Source organism: Amycolatopsis sp. CB00013, from assembly GCF_001905755.1.
In the GTDB taxonomy this organism is placed as follows: domain Bacteria; phylum Actinomycetota; class Actinomycetes; order Mycobacteriales; family Pseudonocardiaceae; genus Amycolatopsis; species Amycolatopsis japonica.
In genome coordinates this window covers 1,191,986-1,208,741 of sequence record NZ_LIWC01000003.1, presented here as the reverse complement: position 1 = coordinate 1,208,741, position 16,756 = coordinate 1,191,986, and the positions used below count along the sequence as shown (strand labels likewise).

The 16,756-nt window shown below is 70.4% G+C and carries 15 protein-coding genes; 6 read left to right on the top strand and 9 right to left on the bottom strand.

The genetic code is table 11. From position 1 onward, the window contains the following. Positions 1-10: 10 nt before the first annotated feature. The 4 genes from AMK34_RS25275 to AMK34_RS25260 are packed head-to-tail and all read left to right on the top strand — an operon-like array spanning position 11 to position 5,816. Positions 11-2,947, top strand: coding sequence for an FHA domain-containing protein (locus AMK34_RS25275; protein ID WP_443111214.1), 2,937 nt, complete (start codon positions 11-13; stop codon positions 2,945-2,947). A gap of 3 nt (positions 2,948-2,950) precedes the next feature. After that, positions 2,951-4,165 carry a glycosyltransferase family 4 protein gene (locus AMK34_RS25270; RefSeq protein ID WP_073846989.1) on the top strand — a complete coding sequence of 405 codons (1,215 nt, stop codon included), beginning with the start codon at positions 2,951-2,953 and terminating at the stop codon, positions 4,163-4,165. After that, positions 4,159-4,866, top strand: a complete 708-nt coding sequence (locus AMK34_RS25265; RefSeq protein WP_073846988.1) for a class I SAM-dependent methyltransferase — start codon at positions 4,159-4,161, stop codon at positions 4,864-4,866. Before AMK34_RS25270 ends, AMK34_RS25265 begins: the two co-directional genes overlap by 7 nt. Then, the gene (locus AMK34_RS25260; RefSeq protein ID WP_073846987.1) at positions 4,863-5,816 is read left to right on the top strand and encodes a prenyltransferase/squalene oxidase repeat-containing protein; all 954 of its coding nucleotides are present in this window, start codon (positions 4,863-4,865) and stop codon (positions 5,814-5,816) included. Before AMK34_RS25265 ends, AMK34_RS25260 begins: the two co-directional genes overlap by 4 nt. Positions 5,817-5,877: 61 nt before the next feature. Here the strand turns inward: AMK34_RS25260 and whiA are convergent, their stop codons facing one another. Genes whiA through uvrC form a run of 4 tightly spaced genes read right to left on the bottom strand, consistent with a single transcriptional unit; the run spans position 5,878 to position 10,709 of the window. Continuing rightward, positions 5,878-6,867 carry a DNA-binding protein WhiA gene (whiA, locus tag AMK34_RS25255; RefSeq protein WP_005152315.1) on the bottom strand — a complete coding sequence of 330 codons (990 nt, stop codon included), beginning with the start codon at positions 6,865-6,867 and terminating at the stop codon, positions 5,878-5,880. Then, on the bottom strand, positions 6,867-7,862 hold the full coding sequence (locus AMK34_RS25250; protein ID WP_073846986.1) for a gluconeogenesis factor YvcK family protein: 996 nt from the start codon (positions 7,860-7,862) through the stop codon (positions 6,867-6,869). Before AMK34_RS25250 ends, whiA begins: the two co-directional genes overlap by 1 nt. Then, positions 7,849-8,706, bottom strand: coding sequence for an RNase adapter RapZ (gene rapZ, locus AMK34_RS25245; protein WP_034311885.1), 858 nt, complete (start codon positions 8,704-8,706; stop codon positions 7,849-7,851). Before rapZ ends, AMK34_RS25250 begins: the two co-directional genes overlap by 14 nt. Before the next feature lie 50 nt (positions 8,707-8,756). Beyond that, the gene (gene uvrC, locus AMK34_RS25240; protein ID WP_073846985.1) at positions 8,757-10,709 is read right to left on the bottom strand and encodes an excinuclease ABC subunit UvrC; all 1,953 of its coding nucleotides are present in this window, start codon (positions 10,707-10,709) and stop codon (positions 8,757-8,759) included. Between the two features lie 249 nt (positions 10,710-10,958). Between uvrC and AMK34_RS25235 the strand changes: the two genes are divergently transcribed. Both AMK34_RS25235 and AMK34_RS25230 read left to right on the top strand, forming a co-directional pair. Beyond that, complete coding sequence (locus tag AMK34_RS25235; protein WP_037343975.1) at positions 10,959-11,696, top strand: S1 family peptidase; 738 nt, start codon at positions 10,959-10,961, stop codon at positions 11,694-11,696. A 97-nt stretch (positions 11,697-11,793) separates the two neighbouring features. Next, positions 11,794-12,573 carry an exodeoxyribonuclease III gene (locus tag AMK34_RS25230; RefSeq protein WP_038515568.1) on the top strand — a complete coding sequence of 260 codons (780 nt, stop codon included), beginning with the start codon at positions 11,794-11,796 and terminating at the stop codon, positions 12,571-12,573. 349 nt (positions 12,574-12,922) lie between these two features. Here the strand turns inward: AMK34_RS25230 and AMK34_RS25225 are convergent, their stop codons facing one another. The 5 genes from AMK34_RS25225 to rpe all read right to left on the bottom strand — a co-directional run bounded on the left by AMK34_RS25225 (position 12,923) and on the right by rpe (position 16,622). Further along, the gene (locus AMK34_RS25225; RefSeq protein ID WP_037344534.1) at positions 12,923-13,366 is read right to left on the bottom strand and encodes a PH domain-containing protein; all 444 of its coding nucleotides are present in this window, start codon (positions 13,364-13,366) and stop codon (positions 12,923-12,925) included. A 17-nt stretch (positions 13,367-13,383) separates the two neighbouring features. Beyond that, positions 13,384-13,890, bottom strand: a complete 507-nt coding sequence (ribH, locus tag AMK34_RS25220) for a 6,7-dimethyl-8-ribityllumazine synthase (RefSeq protein WP_037343973.1) — start codon at positions 13,888-13,890, stop codon at positions 13,384-13,386. Then, positions 13,887-15,161 (bottom strand): bifunctional 3,4-dihydroxy-2-butanone-4-phosphate synthase/GTP cyclohydrolase II, encoded by a 1,275-nt coding sequence (locus tag AMK34_RS25215; RefSeq protein ID WP_174492104.1) that lies wholly within the window; start codon positions 15,159-15,161, stop codon positions 13,887-13,889. Before AMK34_RS25215 ends, ribH begins: the two co-directional genes overlap by 4 nt. Positions 15,162-15,217: 56 nt before the next feature. Next, a complete protein-coding gene (locus tag AMK34_RS25210) occupies positions 15,218-15,841 on the bottom strand; it encodes a riboflavin synthase (RefSeq protein ID WP_016333119.1) in 624 nt (207 codons plus the stop codon). 112 nt (positions 15,842-15,953) lie between these two features. Continuing rightward, positions 15,954-16,622, bottom strand: coding sequence for a ribulose-phosphate 3-epimerase (gene rpe / locus AMK34_RS25205; protein ID WP_007029650.1), 669 nt, complete (start codon positions 16,620-16,622; stop codon positions 15,954-15,956). Positions 16,623-16,756: the final 134 nt, after the last annotated feature.

The window sequence follows — 16,756 nt, the reverse complement described above, 5'->3', positions numbered from 1 at the left end:
GAGGTCGTTGGTGGTCGCGTCGCAATGCGACTCACTGAACCTTCTCTCGTTCCTCCCCGACGCGGGCCATCAGGTCTCGACGGCCCTGCTCGACCCCGAGATCGGCGGCTGCGTCCCCGCCCTCGAAGACGGTCGCGGCCTGCTCGTCGACCCGACGATGGTCGAGCTGGACGACGCGCTGGTGGAAGCCTTCGAGCGCGCGTCGGAAGACGAGGCGACGCTCTTCCTCTCACTCGTCGGGCACGGCGAATACGCCGACGACGACTTCTACTTCCTCACCAAGGACACCGGGTTGCCGGTGGACAGCCGCCGCTCCTTCCTGTTCGCGCAGCGGATCAAGGAACTCCTCGGCCGCTACTCGATGCTCGACGGGCTGGTGATCCTGCTCGACACCTGCCACGCCGGTATCGGGGCGAGGCAGGCGGGTCAGCGCTGGCTGCGGATCGTCGGCGAGGCGGGCAAACGGTTCGACCTGCTCACCGCCTCGGACGACCGGGTCGCCGCGAACGGGTGTTTCAGCCGGTCGCTGGTCTCGGTCCTGAGGACGGGGCACGCGGAGTTCGGCGAACGCGTCCGGTGCGCGGATCTCAAACGCGTGATCACCGGCCTGTGCCCGGCGCAGACCGCCGTCCACCTGGGTTTCGACGGCACCCGAGAGGTCGCCGAGGCCGACCAGGGGCTGTGGCTCGCGCTGAACTCCTCCCCCTCCTGGCGGCGTTCGCCGCTGGCGGGCAACCCGGCCGCGCCCACGATCGAACGGCTGACCGCGCATTACCAGCCGGATCCGAAACTCGGCGAGATCGTCGGGCAGCTGCTCACCGGCGCCCGGCTGGTCGTGATCACCGGCGAGGAGGGGGCGGGGAAGTCGACCATGCTCGCCGCGCTCGCCCGGCCGTCGGTGGCCGGATCCTATGTGCCGCCCGACTTCCTGCACGCCGTGCTGTTCGCGAGCCGTGGCGACACGGCCGAGCGGCTCGCGAGCGAACTCGCCCGTCAGTTGCGGCGCACCGTGCCCGGTTTCGCCGACGCCGAGCAGGCGCACCGCGCCGGTCTCGACGACGCCGGCCGAAGCGGCGCGAGCGCTTTCGATCTGGCGCTGCTCGGTCCGCTGCGAACCCTCGCTCCACAGTGGACCGGAGCCCCCGTGCGGATCGCGATCGACGGGCTCGACGACCTCGATCCCGATGTCCGGGACCGGCTGTGCGGTCTTCTCCGGAGCCTGTCGACGGCACCGGAGCTGGCGCTGATCAAGACGGTCGCGACCACGCGGGATCCGGCGCGGCTTCCGCCCGCGGTCGAGGTCTGTCTGGTGATGGCGGGCGGTTTCGAGCCGCCCGACGGCTGGGGACGGCCTGCCGTCGACCCGGCTCCCGTGGTGCAGGAACCGGAGGACAGCGGAGACTGGGGCGGCGAGCCCGGCTACGACACGGGTTCGCCCACCTCGCCGAGGATCACCCCCGCCACCCTGATCATCGACGTCCCCGGACAGCCGCCCGCGCACCACGAACTGTCCTTCGGGCTCACGACACTCGGCCGCAGCAGGAACGCCGCGGTCCGGCTCGGGGACTCGCGGGTGTCGCGGCTCCACTGCAAGATCCGCTGGGACGGCACGGACGCGTGGCTGACGGACCTCGACTCCGCCAACGGGACCTTCGTCAACGGACAGCGGGTGCCGAGCGCCCGGCTGGCGCACGGTGACATGCTCCGGCTCGGCGATTCGACGGTCACCTTCATCAGCGTCGCGCAGGAGGACGCCGACGTCGAGCAGGGCACCGGTGCGGTGGCCTCGCCGCGGCCCGGCCACGCCGTCCTGCTGGAACTGCTGGGTCTCGCCGCCTCCCGCGGGCCCATCCCGATCTCGATCCTCACCGCGGCGAGCGCGGCGGCGGGCGGCCCGGACCGGCGGGTGCGCATCCGCGATTTCCTGGCCGGACTCGGCGACTCGGTCAGCCGGACGCGGGCGGGTCTCGACGACGAAACCGTCCTGTGGACCGGGGAGCCGCCCGTTCTCTCCCCCGACGCGGCGGCCCGGCTGCGCGCCCGGCTGGCGGCGACGACCTCGGAGGTGCCACTCGTGGCCGGAGACGACGAGCCGACGCCGGAACAGAGCTACGCGGCGGCCAACGAGGCCGAGCACTTCTGGCTCGCCGGGCTCCACGAAGACGCCTTCGCCGCATTGGAGCGACGGGCGTCCCACATCCCCGTCGAGAACCGGGAACGCTGGGCGGCCTGGGCGAACCGCGCGGCCCGGGAGCTCGGCGACACCGACCGGATGACCTTGCGCTGCAAGGCGCGGCACGCGACGTGGACCGGCAAGGCGGGCGACGCCGCCGGAGCACTCGCCCGGTTCGAAGGGCTGCTGCCGATCGCCACGGCCGCCCTGTCGAGTGGCGACGAAGAGGTCTTGAGCATTCGCCACAACATCGGCTACCTCCTCATGGATCTCGGCCGCTTCGAAGAGTCCCGGGCGGCGTTCGAAGCCCTGGTCCGGGACGCCACCCACGCTCTCGGAGCCGATCATCGCGAGACGCTGCACGCCCGGCACCTACTCGCGGTGGCGACGGGCAAGACCGGGAACGGGGAGGAGTCCCTGCGCCTCTCCCGGGAGCTGCTGCCGCAGGCGAAACAGGCACTGGGCGACGACGAGATCGTCAGCCACGTGCGGCACAACATCGCGTTCTGGAGCGCCGAAATCGAGCACCCCCCCGTCGTTTCGGACTACCGGCGGCTCCTCGCCGAAGCGACGGGACGGCTGAATGAGCGGCATCCCGACGTTCTCGATCTCCGGTTCGGCCTCGCGCTGGCCCTCGCCAAGGCGGGCCGGGTCACCGAGGCGCTCTCGACCTGGACCCTGCTGCTCGGCGATTCCGTCGAGGTCCGCGGCGAACGGCACGGCGAAACCCGGAAGATCCGCGAGCAGCTCGATCACTGGAGCGCGCGGGAGTGAGCGGTGAGCGCCCTGCGCATCGCGCTCCTGACCTACCGCGGAAACCCGCGCAGCGGCGGTCAGGGCGTGTACGTCCGGCATCTGAGCCGCGAACTCGCCGCGCTGGGACATCGCGTCGAGGTGCTGTCCGGACCTCCGTACCCGGAGGTCGATGAGGGCGTGCGGCTGACGAAGATCCCGGGCCTCGACCTGTTCGCGGAGCCGAACCCCTTCCGGACCCCGCGGCCGCGCGAGCTGCGCGACCTGCCGTCGTGGGTGGAGTTCCTCGGCATGCGCCGCGGCGGATTCCCCGAACCCCTCGCGTTCTCCCTGCGTGCCGCGCGCCATCTCGCGAAGCGCCGGGGCGAGTTCGACATCGTCCACGACAACCAGGGACTCGGCTACGGGATGCTCCACTGTGGACTGCCGACGCTCGCCACGATCCACCATCCCATCGCCGTGGACCGGGCGCTGAAACTCGCGACCGTCAGCGGACGGGAGGCGGCGCGGGTCGCGCGGTGGTACGGCTTCGTGGAGATGCAGCACCGCGTCGCACGGAGGCTGCCCGCGCTGACCGTGTCGCGGGCATCGCGTGCGGCCATCAGCCGGGAGATGGGTGTTCCGGACGACCGGATCCACGTCGTCCCGCTCGCCGCGGACACCCGGATCTTCCGGCCGCGGCCCGAGATCCCGCGCGTCCCCGGCCGGGTCGTGGCCACCGCGAGCGCGGACGAACCGTTGAAGGGGCTCGAACATCTGCTGGCGGCGTGGGACCGGATCGAAGGCGAACTGGTGATCGTCGGCAAACCGAAGCCCGACGGGCCGGCGGCGCGGGCACTCGCCCGGCTCGGTCCCGGCGCCGACGTCCGCTTCGTCAGCGGGCTGACCGACGACGAACTCGCGCGGCTGTTGTGTTCGGCCGAAATCGCTTGCATACCTTCGTTGTTCGAAGGGTTCTCGCTGCCGGCGGCCGAGGCCATGGCCTGCGGGACACCGGTCGTCGCGACGACCGGCGGGGCGCTGCCCGAAGTCGTGGGTGACGCGGGGATCATGGTGCCGCCGGGCGACGTCCCCGCCCTCGCGGAAGCGCTCACCAAGGTCCTCGGCGACGAACACCTGCGCGCCGACCTCGCGGCCCGTGGCCTGGCGACGTCGGGCGGGCTGAGCTGGCGACGCACCGCTGAGGAGACGGCCTCGCACTACCGGCGCGTCCTCGGCCGGGAGCGTGCGGAATGCTGACCGTCGATTTCGACCGGTTCCCCGTCGGCCCCGGCGACCGGGTGCTCGACCTCGGCTGCGGGGACGGCCGCCACGCCTACGAGGCCTACAAACGCGGCGCGGACGTGGTCGCCGCCGACCTCGACGACACCGCGCTCAAACACGTGCGGGACATGTTCGCCAACCTGGCCGAGGCGGGCGAAGCACCTGACACGGCTTCGGCGCTGGCCGTCCGCGCGGACGCTCTGCGGTTGCCGTTCCCGAGCGGCTCCTTCACCCGGGTGATCGTCGCCGAGACCCTGGAACACATCCATGCCGACCGCGCGGTGCTCGCGGAGGCGAGCCGCGTGCTGGCGCCGGGCGGACGGTTGGTGGCGACCGTGCCGCGCTGGTGGCCGGAGCGGATCTGCTGGCTGCTCTCGGACGCGTATCACGAGGTCGAAGGCGGGCACATCCGGATCTACCGGCGCCGCGAGCTGCTCGGCAAGCTCACCGAGGCCGGGCTGCGGACAACCGGCGGCCATCACGCGCACGCCCTGCATTCGCCGTACTGGTGGCTGAAATGCGCGGTCGGCCCCGACGAGGAGCACCCACTTTGCGCGCTGTACCACCGGTTCCTGGTCTGGGACATCATGCGGAGCCCCCGGCCGGTGCGGTTCGCCGAATGGGCGCTGAATCCGGTGCTCGGCAAGAGCCTCGTCGTCTACGCGCGTAAACCGTGAAGGCCACCGCCGCCACCATCGCGGCCGTGCAGTGGCGGGACGGCGGGATCCCCTGGGAGCCCGGCGGGCACCTCGATCCGTGGAATCACCTCGAAGCCGCGATGGGACTGGACGTCGCCGGGCTGGGGTCCGAGGCCGAAGCCGCGTACGAATGGCTGCTCCGCAACCAGCGCCCTGACGGATCCTGGGCGGCCCGGTACCGCGACGGCCGCGTCGACTTGTCCACTATGGACACGAACTTCACCGCGTACGTCGCGGTCGGGACCAGGCACCACTTCCTGCGGACCGGGGATCACGCCTGGCTGGACCGGATGTGGCCGGTCGTGGACAAGGCCGTCGACGCCGTCCTGCGGCGACAGCAGCCGTCGGGTGCCATCTCCTGGCGGGACGATCCCGAGGTCCGGCTGGTCGCGGGCTGCGCCAGCATCCACCACGCGCTGACGCAGGCGCTGGCGATCGCCTCCGTGCGGGGGCTGGACCGTCCACAATGGCGAGTCGCGGCGCACCGGCTGCGTTCCGCCCTGCTCGGCGAGCCGGGGCTGTTCGCCGCGAAACCGCACGCGATGGATTGGTACTACCCGGTTCTGGGCTCCGTCGTCACCGGCGCCGACGCGACGGAGCGGCTGGCGGCGGGCTGGGACCGGTTCGTCGAGCCCGGGCTGGGGGTGCGCTGCGTGCACCACGAGCCGTGGGCCACCGGCGGCGAGACGGCCGAACTGGCGCTCACCCTCGCCACTCGCGGCGATCGTGCCCGCGCGGGTGAACTCCTCGCGTGCCTCGCCCGGCTACGCCACGACGACGGCTCGTACTGGACCGGCTATCAGTTCGCGGACGAGGAATTCTGGCCGGACGAACGCACCACGTGGACCTCGGGCGCGGTGCTCCTCGCGACCGCCGCCCTCGACGGCGACCCGGCCACCTGCGACGTCTTCGGCGAACACCGCGTTTAGTCCTCTGGATGCGGTCCTTGCACACGCAAGTACCGCATTCAGAGGACTAAATGCGGGTGGGTCAGGCCTCGTCTTCTTCCAGCATGTCCGGGGTGACGGCCGATTCGGTGTCCGGAATGCCTTGTTCCTTCGCCTTTTTGTCGGCCATCGCCAGCAGGCGGCGGATCCGGCCGGCGACGGCGTCCTTGGTCATCTGCGGATCGGACAGCTGGCCCAGTTCCTCCAGCGAGGCCTGCCGGTTCGACAGCCGCAGCTTGCCCGCGGCGAGCAGGTGCTCCGGGGCGGATTCGCCGAGGATGTCCAGCGCGCGCTCCACCCTGGCCGCCGCCGCGACGGCCGCGCGGGCCGAACGCCGCAGGTTGGCGTCGTCGAAGTTCGCGAGCCGGTTCGCGGTGGCTCGCACCTCGCGGCGCATCCGCCGCTCTTCCCAGGCGAGCACGCTCGTGTGCGCGCCGAGCCGGGTCAGCAGGGCGCCGATCGCGTCACCGTCGCGCACCACGACCCGGTCCGCGCCGCGGACCTCCCGCGACTTGGCCTGGATGCCCATCCGCCGGGCGGCGCCGACGAGCGCCAGCGCGGCCTCGGGACCGGGACAGGTGACCTCGAGCGACGACGAACGACCGGGTTCGGTGAGCGAACCGTGCGCCAGGAACGCGCCGCGCCAGGCGGCTTCCGCGTCGGCGACGCCACCGGACACGACGGCGGCGGGCAGCCCGCGCACCGGGCGGCCGCGCTGGTCGATCAGGCCGGTCTGCCGGGCGAGCCCCTCGCCGTCCTTGACCACGCGGACGACGTACCGCGTGCCCTTGCGCAAGCCGCTGGAGGAAATGACGTGCACGTCGGACTGGTGTCCGTACAGTTCGTGGATCTCCTTGCGCAGCCGCCTCGCCACCGAACCGGTGTCGAGTTCGGCCTCCACCACGACGCGGCCGGCCACGATGTGCAGCCCACCCGCGAATCGCAGCATCGACGCGACCTCCGCGCGGCGCGGGCCGATCTTGGTGATCTCCAGCCGGCTCAGCTCGTCCTTCACGGCGGCGGTCATCGCCATCACTGCCCCTCCATACCTTCAGCTCCTCCCCCGGTGAGACCGAGAGCGTCTCGCATACAGCCCGCGAGCGCATCAGGATCATGCCGCCCCGTCACGACCGGGTCAGCCACCGCCCCCAGCAACGCCCGCGCGCCCAGTCTCCCGGCCGCGTCCCGCAACCGGGCTGGTGAGGGCACCGAGTCCCGGTCCGCGATGACCGCGTCCACCCGTAATTCCGGGGCGTGTTCGAAGAGTACGTCCAAATGCTTCTCCGGCGAGAACCCCGCCGTCTCCCCCGGTTGGGGGATCAGGTTGAGGATCACGACCTTCGTGGCGTCCGTTCGGAGCAACGCGTCGTGCAGATCCGGCACCAGCAGATGGGGCAGCACACTCGTGAACCACGAACCCGGACCGAGGAACACCACGTCCGCGTCGAGCACGGCCTCGATCGCCTCGGCACAGCCACGCGGCGGGCGGTCGGCCTGCCCGGTCGGGTGAAGACTGATCCGGTGCACCTGCCCCGGGGTCGTCGCCACCGCCACCTGGCCGCGGATCCGCCGCAACGCCTCGGGATTCTCGGCGTCCAGCCCCGAAACCTCGCCCTGGATCTCCAGCGGTTCGGGTGACATCGGCAGGACCCGGCCGGAGATGCCCATGAGCCTGCTCGCCTCGTCGAGCGCGGCAACCGGGTCGCCGAGTACCTCGAACAACCCGGCCAGCAACAGATTCCCGACCGCGTGCCCGGCGAGCGCGCCGTCACCGCCGAAGCGGTGCTGGAACACCTCCGCCCACAACGTCCCGCCGTCTTCGGCGGCGAACGCGGCGAAGGCCTGCCGCAGGTCGCCCGGCGGCAGCAGCCCCAGTTCCCGGCGCAGCCTGCCGGACGAGCCCCCGTCGTCCGCGACGGTGACCACGGCGGTGACCTGCGAGGTCACCCGGCGCAAGGCGGTGAGGGTGGCGTGCAGGCCGTGCCCGCCGCCCAGTGCCACCGCGCGCGGTGCGCTACTCGCGGCCAAGGTCGCGGTGCACCACCTTCACGGCCATACCGTCCTCATTGGACAGACGCTGGGCGAGCTCCTCGGAGATGGCGACGCTGCGGTGCTTTCCACCGGTGCAGCCGACGGCCAGCGTCAGATACCGCTTGCCCTCACGTTTGTAGCCCGCGCCGATCAGGCGCAGCAACTGGTGGTAGCGGTCGAGGAACTCGTCCGCGCCTTCCTGGCTGAGCACGTAGTTGCGGACCTCGCCCTCGAGACCGGTGTGGTCGCGCAGTTCCGGGATCCAGAACGGGTTCGGCAGGAAGCGGACGTCCATCACCAGGTCGGCGTCCATCGGCAGGCCGTACTTGTAGCCGAACGACAGCACGGTGACCCTGGTCTGCGTGCTCGCCTCGGAACCGAAGGCGTCCTCGATCTTGGCGCGCAGATCGTGCACCGAAAGCGACGACGTGTCGAGCACGAGGTCGGCCTCTTCCCGTAGCGGCTCCAGCAGCGTGCGCTCGGCGGTGATGCCGTCGGCGAGCCTGCCGTCGCCCTGCATCGGGTGGCCGCGGCGGACGGCCTCGAACCGGCGCACCAGCACCGCGTCGGTGGCCTCCAGGAACAGGACACGCGGCTTGTACCCGCGGGCGTCGAGGTCCTTGATGACCGAAGCCAGGTCGTCGGTGAACGCGCGCGAACGCACGTCCATCACCACGGCGACCTTGGTGATCGCGCCCCGCGCCTGCGCGCCGAGCTCGACCATGGTCGCGATCAGCTCGGGCGGCAGGTTGTCCACCACGAACCAGCCCAGGTCCTCCAGGCATTTCGCGGCGGTGCTGCGGCCGGCGCCGGACAGACCGGACACGACCGCGACCTCCATCCCGGAACCGCGGCCTTCTTCTTGCGCACTCACAATGGTCCCTTCACCGATCACGTACTGGACTCCCCCGCCGCCGCGGCTGTCTCCCCTGCGAGTGCCGCGACGACCGCTTCGGCGGTGCGCCTGCCGAAGCCGGGCACCGCCTCGATCTCCTCTATCCGCGCTTCGCGGAGTTTCTTCACCGAGCCGAAATGCTTGATCAGCGCGGTACGACGAGCCTGCCCCAGCCCCGGCACACCGTCCAATGCGGACACCTGCATCCGCTTGGACCGCTTCTCGCGGTGGTACCGGATGGCGAAGCGGTGCGCCTCGTCGCGCAGCCGCTGCAACAGATACAACGCGTCGGAGGTGCGCGGCAGGATCACCGGATCGGGATCGCCCGGGAGCCACACCTCCTCCAGCCGCTTCGCCAAGCCGACCACGGCGATGTCGGTGACGCCGAGTTCGGAGAGCACGTCCGCGGCGGCGGTGGCCTGCGGGCCCGCGCCGTCGACGACGAGCAGATTCGGCGCGTAGGCGAACTTGCGCGGTTTGCCGGTCTCCGGGTCGATGCCCGGCCGGTCCGGATCGACTCCTTCGGCGTTTTCCTTGAGATACCGGGAAAACCGGCGGCGGACGACTTCGGCGATCGACGCGACGTCGCCTTCCTCCGCGGCCTCACGCAAGGCGAAGCGCCGGTACTCGGACTTGCGCGGGATCCCGTCCTCGAACACCACGAGCGAGGCGACCACGTCGCTGCCCTGGATATGGCTGATGTCGACGCATTCGATACGCAGTGGCGCGGTTTCCAGCGCCAGGTAGTCCTGCAGTTCCGCCAGCGCGGCCGAGCGCGCGGTGAGGTCGCCCGCGCGGCGCAGTTTGTGCTGGGTGAACGCCTCTCCTGCGTTGCGTGTCACGGTTTCGGCGAGCGCGCGTTTGTCGCCGCGCTGCGGCACCCGCAGGCTCACCCGAGACCCTCGCAGCCCGGAAAGCCATTCGCCCAGGGCTTCCGCGTCGGCGGGCAGCTCGGGGACGAGCACCTCGCGCGGCACCGGCGAGCCGCCGTCGGGATCGTCCGCGCGTTCGGCCTGTTCGCCGTAGAACTGCGTGATGAAGTGGTCGACGAGATCCTTCACGTCCATCTCTTCGGCCTTGTCGATCACCCAGCCGCGCTGCCCGCGGACCCGGCCGCCTCGTACGTGGAAGACCTGGACGGCGGCTTCGAGCTCGTCGTGGGCGAAGGCGACGACGTCCGCGTCGGTGCCGTCGCCGAGCACGACCGCCTGCTTCTCCATCGCGCGCCGCAGCGCGCCGAGATCGTCACGCAGCCGCGCGGCTCGCTCGAACTCCAGCTCTTCGGACGCTGCCGCCATTTCCTGTTCCAGACGGCGGATCAGCGCGTCGGTGCGGCCGGCGAGGAAGTCGCAGAAGTCCTCGACGATCTCGCGGTGCTCGTCGGCGGAGACCTTGCCGACGCACGGCGCGGAGCATTTCCCGATGTAGCCGAGCAGGCACGGCCTGCCGATCTGGCCGTGCCGTTTGAAGACGCCCGCCGAGCAGGTGCGCGCCGGGAAGACGCGGAGCAGCAGATCGAGCGTTTCGCGGATGGCCCAAGCGTGCGCGTACGGCCCGAAGTACCGCACGCCCTTCTTGCGCGCGCCGCGATAGACGTGCAGGCGCGGGTACTCCTCGTTCATCGTGACGGCGAGGACCGGGTAGCTCTTGTCGTCGCGGTACCGGACGTTGAACCGCGGGTCGAACTCCTTGATCCAGTTGTATTCGAGCTGGAGCGCCTCGACCTCGGTGCCCACGACGGTCCACTCGACGCTCGCCGCCGTCGTCACCATCTGGCGGGTGCGCGGGTGCAAGCCCGTGATGTCGGCGAAGTACGAGTTCAGCCTGCTTCGGAGGCTTTTCGCCTTGCCGACATAGATGACCCTCTTCGTGGCGTCACGAAATTTGTACACGCCAGGGGCGTCCGGGATGCTCCCCGGCGAGGGACGGTAGGTGGTCGGGTCAGCCACGTCGACAAGCCTATGGGGCACCACCGACAGTCTTACGAGGCCCCGTCCTTACGCGCGGTCCGGTCAACCCTTCGAGTGGCCATTCCCACCATCCGGTCCATCTTTCACCACGCATACCGACCTAAGTCGGGTCTTCCGCCGTAACCGACGTTCGTTGGTTCCTAGCGGGTGAATCGGTTGATTACTTTCCGTCCCAGTTCCACTTCATTCGGTTCTTCGTCAGATGACGCTCGAAAGGACTCCTGCACCGTGAGCCGTCTTCGTACGCTGGGCGCCGCCACTCTCGCCGCCGCAGCCCTCACCATGACCGCGGGCGCCGTCGCCTCCGCGGGCACCCCCACCGGTGTCCAGCCCAACATCGTGGGCGGCGGCACCGCCCCCACCGTGAGCTGGGGCGCCCAGGTCTACGTCAACACCCCGGGCCGTCAGTGGGACGGGTTCAACTGCTCCGGCAGCGTCATCGCCCAGCGCTGGGTCCTGACCGCCAAGCACTGCCTCGACTCCGACGGCACCGGCATGCGGGTCCGTGTCGGCAGCAACCAGCTCCAGGGCGGCCGTGAGATCGCCGTCGACCGCAAGGTGTCCTCGCCCGCCGGCTCCGACATCTCGCTGCTGCACCTGGCCTCCGACGCCGGCGTCACGCCGATCACCCTGGCGAGCTCGAACCCGTCGGTCGGCAGCACCAACCAGCTTTACGGCTGGGGCCGCGAGACCCCGACCGGCCCGCCCGCCTCGGCGCTGAAGGTCGCCAACGTGCGCGTCAGCGGCAGCTCGACCGACGCCTACGGTGGCCCGGCCATCCAGAGCGTCGGCATCGACGGCTCCGCGTGGAAGGGCGACTCGGGCGGCCCCCAGGTCTCCAACGGCGTCCAGGTCGGTGTCGCTTCGACCGTGCAGAACCAGAGCGGCTCGAACATCCGCGGCACCAACAACTACGGCAGCGTCGCTTCGGCCCGTTCCTGGATCCGCTCGACCACCGGGGTCTGACCTCCACCCCGGCCGGGGCCCCTGTCGCGACGTGACCCGTCGCGGCAGGGGCCCCTTTCACGTCGGAGTGTCGGTGGGGTGTGGGACGCTCGCGGGCATGCGGATCGCGACCTGGAACGTGAACTCGATCGGGCCCCGGCTGCCGAGGGTGCTGGAGTGGCTCGGTTCGGCCCAGCCGGACGTGCTGTGCCTGCAGGAACTCAAATGCGGCACCGACGCCTTCCCTTTCGACGCGGTGAAGGAGCTGGGCTACGAGACGGCGGCGTACGGCATCGGACGCTGGAACGGCGTCGCGATCCTGTCGCGCGTCGGGCTGGAAGACGTGACACGCGGGCTGACCGGCGAGCCCACCTTCGAGGACAAGACCGACGCGCGGGCCATCGGCGCCACCTGCGGCGGGCTGCGGCTGTGGTCGGTGTACGTGCCCAACGGGCGCGACCTGGAGAACCCGCACTACGGCTACAAACTCGCCTGGCTCTCGGCGCTGGAGGCGACGGTGCGGGAGGAGCAGGCGCGCGGACTGCCGTTCGCGGTGCTCGGTGACTTCAACATCGCGCCGACCGACGCGGACGTCTGGGACATCGGCGTGTTCGCCGAATCGACGCACGTGACCGAACCGGAGCGGAAGGCGCTCGCCGCGCTGCGGGACCTCGGGCTGTCCGACGTGTTCCCTCGGCCGCTGAAGTACGACCACCCGTTCACGTACTGGGACTACCGGGCCGGGAACTTCCCGAACAACAAGGGAATGCGGATCGACCTGGTGTACGCCGACGCCGTCGTGGCCGGCGCGGTGACGGATTCCTATGTGGACCGTGAGGCGCGGAAGGGGAAGGGGCCTTCGGATCACGCGCCGATCGTGGTGGATCTTTCGCTCTGAACGCGCGTTTTCGGGTGCCGGATGTCATGAAAGGGTCGTTCAGGACGTTTTTCGTCCTGAACGACCCTTTCATGACACTTGAGTGAGCCCGGCGAACGCCACCTGCCCCGGATGCTAGGAACGGTCCTTTCCTGGCAAATTTTGCCAGGAAAGGACCGTTCCTAGCACTTGAAGGAGCCCGAGAGCGGCGTCAGCCTCCCTCGGCCCAAGTCCGTGAAGGACTCCTTCCCCAAGTACGTGAAGGCCCCCTTCCTTGCGCTAGACGCAAGGAAGGGGGCCTTCACGTACTTGCCACCCCTAAGGATCGCATTCAGAGGACGAAACGCGGTCGGTCGGGAAAAGGCGAGCGTCAGCCCTCCCAGGCCGCCTTGTGCAGCCGCCGCAACGCCCGCACCGCCGCCACCGCGCGTTCCCGGTCCACGGCCTGCACGGCCATGACCGAGTAGTACTCGTCCTCCGGCAGCTCCAGCCGGGCCCACGAGGCGCCGTCCGGGAAGCTCACCGAGAGCACCTCGCTCCACGCGAACTTCTTGGTCATCAGCACGTTCCGGACCTCGATGCCGTCCGCGTCGGCCTTCACGCGCGCGGTCGCGAACAGCATCGTGCCCGCGGCGAGCAGGACTCCGATGCCGATCATCGCCGCCTGGTCGGACGGCTGGAAGATCACGCCGGTGTCCGAGCCGCGCAGCAGCACCGCGACGACCACGAACGTCGCCAGCAGGATCACCGCCAGCACGGAGCACATCACCAGGGCGCGGCGGGGCCGCACCACCACGACCTCGGACTCCGTCATCACATCCGCCTCGACGCTCACACGAATCCCCGCTCGGTCCACGGCTGGCGCAGGTTCCGCAGCGCGTGCGCCGCGTCCAGCGCGGCGACCGTCGCTTCGTAGCCCTTGTCCTCGACGGAGCCGGGCAGACCCGACCGGTCGAGGGCCTGCTGCTCGGTGTCGCAGGTGAGGACGCCGTTGCCGACCGGGGTGCTCTCGTCGAGCGCGACCCTGGTCAGGCCCGCAGTGACCGCGTCGCAGACGTACTCGAAATGCGGCGTCCCGCCCCGGATGACCACGCCCAGCGCGACCACCGCGTCGTGGGTGCGGGCCAGCGCCTGCGCGGCGACGGGCAATTCGACGGCGCCCGCGACGCGCACGACCGTCGGCTCCTCTTCCAGGTCGGCGGCCTTGGCCGCCTCGAGGGCGCGGTCCAGCAGGGCGCTCGTGATCTTCGTGTGCCAGCGTGTGGCCACGATCCCGAGCCGGATGTTCTTACAGTCGGACAGGTCGAGTTCGACGTCCGGACGGCCTTCGCCGCTCACCGCGTGCCACCTCCGTTGCCCTGGTCGACCTCGGCGCCGACCTGGTCGAAATGCTCCAGCTGGGACAGGTCGTGCCCCATCCGGTCCCGTTTGGTCTTGAGGTAGCGCAGGTTCTCCGGGTTCGGCGAGATCGGCAGCGCGACCCGCCCGGTGACCCGCAGGCCGTAGCCCTCCAGCCCGACGCGTTTGGCCGGGTTGTTCGTCAGCAGCCGCATCGAGCGGACGCCGAGGTCGCACAGGATCTGCGCGCCGGTGCCGTAGTCCCGCGCGTCGGCGGGGACGCCGAGCTGCAGGTTCGCGTCGACGGTGTCCGCGCCGGCGTCCTGCAGCTGGTAGGCCTGCAGTTTGTGCAACAGCCCGATGCCGCGGCCCTCGTGGCCGCGGATGTAGAGCACGACGCCGCGGCCTTCCTTGGCCACCGCTTCCAGCGCGGCCTCCAGCTGCGGGCCGCAGTCGCAGCGCAGCGAGCCGAAGACGTCACCGGTCAGGCACTCGGAGTGCACGCGGACCAGGATGTCCTCGCCGTCGCCGATCTCGCCGTAGACGAACGCGATGTGCTCGATGCCGTCCAGCAGGCTGTCGTACCCGACCGCGCGGAACGTCCCCGCCGAAAGCGGGATCCGCGCCTCGGCGACCCGCTCGACCTGCTTCTCGGTGCGCCGCCGGTACGCGATCAGGTCGGCGATGGTGATCATCTTGAGGTCGTGGTCCGCGGCGAAGACCTCGAGTTCGTCGCGGCGGGCCATGTCGCCCTCGTCCTTCTGCGACACGATCTCGCAGAGCACCCCGGACGGCGAAAGGCCGGCCAGCCGGGCCAGGTCGACGGAGGCTTCGGTGTGCCCCGGGCGCCGCAGGACGCCGCCCTGCTTGGCGCGCAGCGGGACCACGTGGCCGGGCCGCCGGAAGTCCGACGCCTTGGACGCCGGGTCGGCGAGCAGCCGGACGGTATGCGACCGGTCGGCCGCGGAGATGCCGGTGGTGATGCCCTCGGCGGCGTCGACCGTGACGCTGTACGCGGTGCCGCGCTGGTCCTGGTTCGTGTGGTACATCGGCGGCAGGTCGAGCCGGTCCGCCTCGGCCTCGGTCAGCGCCACGCAGACGTAACCCGAGGTGTAACGCACCATGAAGGCCATCAGTTCCGGCGTGGCCTTCTCCGCCGCGAAGATCAGGTCGCCCTCGTTCTCGCGGTCCTCGTCGTCCACCACGACGACCGGACGGCCCGCCTTGATGTCGGCGATCGCCGCCTCGATGGCATCGGCGTTCACTGCCACCACCCCGCCCGCACAGGGGGTCAGATCGGCCGACCCCGGAATCGCACTCGTCTCGCTCACGCCCGCTCCTCCGTACCGCCATTGTCCCCCTGCGCGCGCAGGTGCGGCATGGCCAGCTTCTCGACGTACTTGGCGACCACGTCCACCTCGAGATTCACCAGGTCACCCGGGGTGTTCCGGCCGAGCGTGGTGAGTTCGAGCGTGGTCGGGATCAGGGCGACGGAGAACTCCTCGTCGGTCACCGAAGCGACCGTGAGGGAGACGCCGTCGACCGCGATCGACCCCTTCTCGACGACGTACCGGGACAGCTTCTTCGGCAGCGCGAACGTGGTGAGTCCCTGCTCGTCGCGTTTGAGGAAGACGCCGGTGCCGTCGACATGGCCCTGCATGATGTGCCCGCCGAGCCTGCCGCCCGCCGGCGTCGCGCGTTCGAGGTTGACGACGTCGCCGACCTGCACCTTCGCGAGGCTGGAGCGCTGCAGGGTCTCGTGCACGACATCGACGGTAAACTCACCGCCCGCCACCGCGACCACGGTGAGGCACACGCCACTCACCGCGATGGAGTCGCCGTGCCCGGCGTCGCTGGTCACCAGCGGCCCCCGAACGGTCAGTCTCGCGGCGTTCGGGACCTGCTCGACCGCGGTGACCTCGCCGAGTTCCTCGACAATGCCGGTGAACACTCCTGCTGCCCTCCTCCTGGCTCGCACCGCCGCTGGGAACGGTGCTCCCCTCATCCAACACCCCTCGCGGCCGATTCCTTCTCCTGACCCGACGGCGGATCACGAGGCGGGATCAGCCGCGGACGCGGGCCGCCTGCTCGCGAAGCGCCGCGACGGCCTTACCAGGGTCTTCGGCGCCGTAGACGGCGGAACCGGCGACGAAGCAGTCCACTCCGGCTTCGGCGGCCTGCTCGATGGTGTCGGCGTTGATCCCGCCGTCGATCTCGACGACGAGTTTGAGGTGGCCGGTGTCGACCAGGCGCCGCGCGGTGCGGACCTTGTCGAGGACGCCCTCGATGAACGACTGACCGCCGAAACCGGGCTCGACCGACATCACCAGGAGCGTGTCGTAGTGCTTGAGGGTCTCGAGGTGGTCCTCGATCGGCGTGTTCGGCTTGATCGACAGGCCGGCCTTCGCCCCGGCGGCGCGCAGGTTCTTCGCCAGCGCGATCGGGTCGTGCGCGGCCTCGACGTGCACGGTGACGTTGTAAGCGCCCGCTTCGGCGTACCCGATGGCCCACTTGTCGGGGTTCTCGATCATCAGGTGGCAGTCGATGGGGACGTCGGTGGCCTTGAGCAGCGATTGCACCACGGGCAGGCCCAGGGTCAGGTTCGGCACGAAGTGCGCGTCCATGACGTCGACGTGGACCCAGTCCGCGCGGGTGTCGCCCTCCCCCGCGACGGCACGGATCTCGTCGCCGAGCCGGGCGAAGTCCGCGGAGAGGATGCTGGGTGCGATCAAAGGTCGGTGAGCCACGCGCCCGAGTGTAGGAGGACGCCGCTAACGCCCGCTAACCGGCTGTGACCGTCGACCCGGTCTGGAGTATGACGCGAAATGGCACCGCAGTGGGAGGTGCGCGCACGCGCCGCCGAATA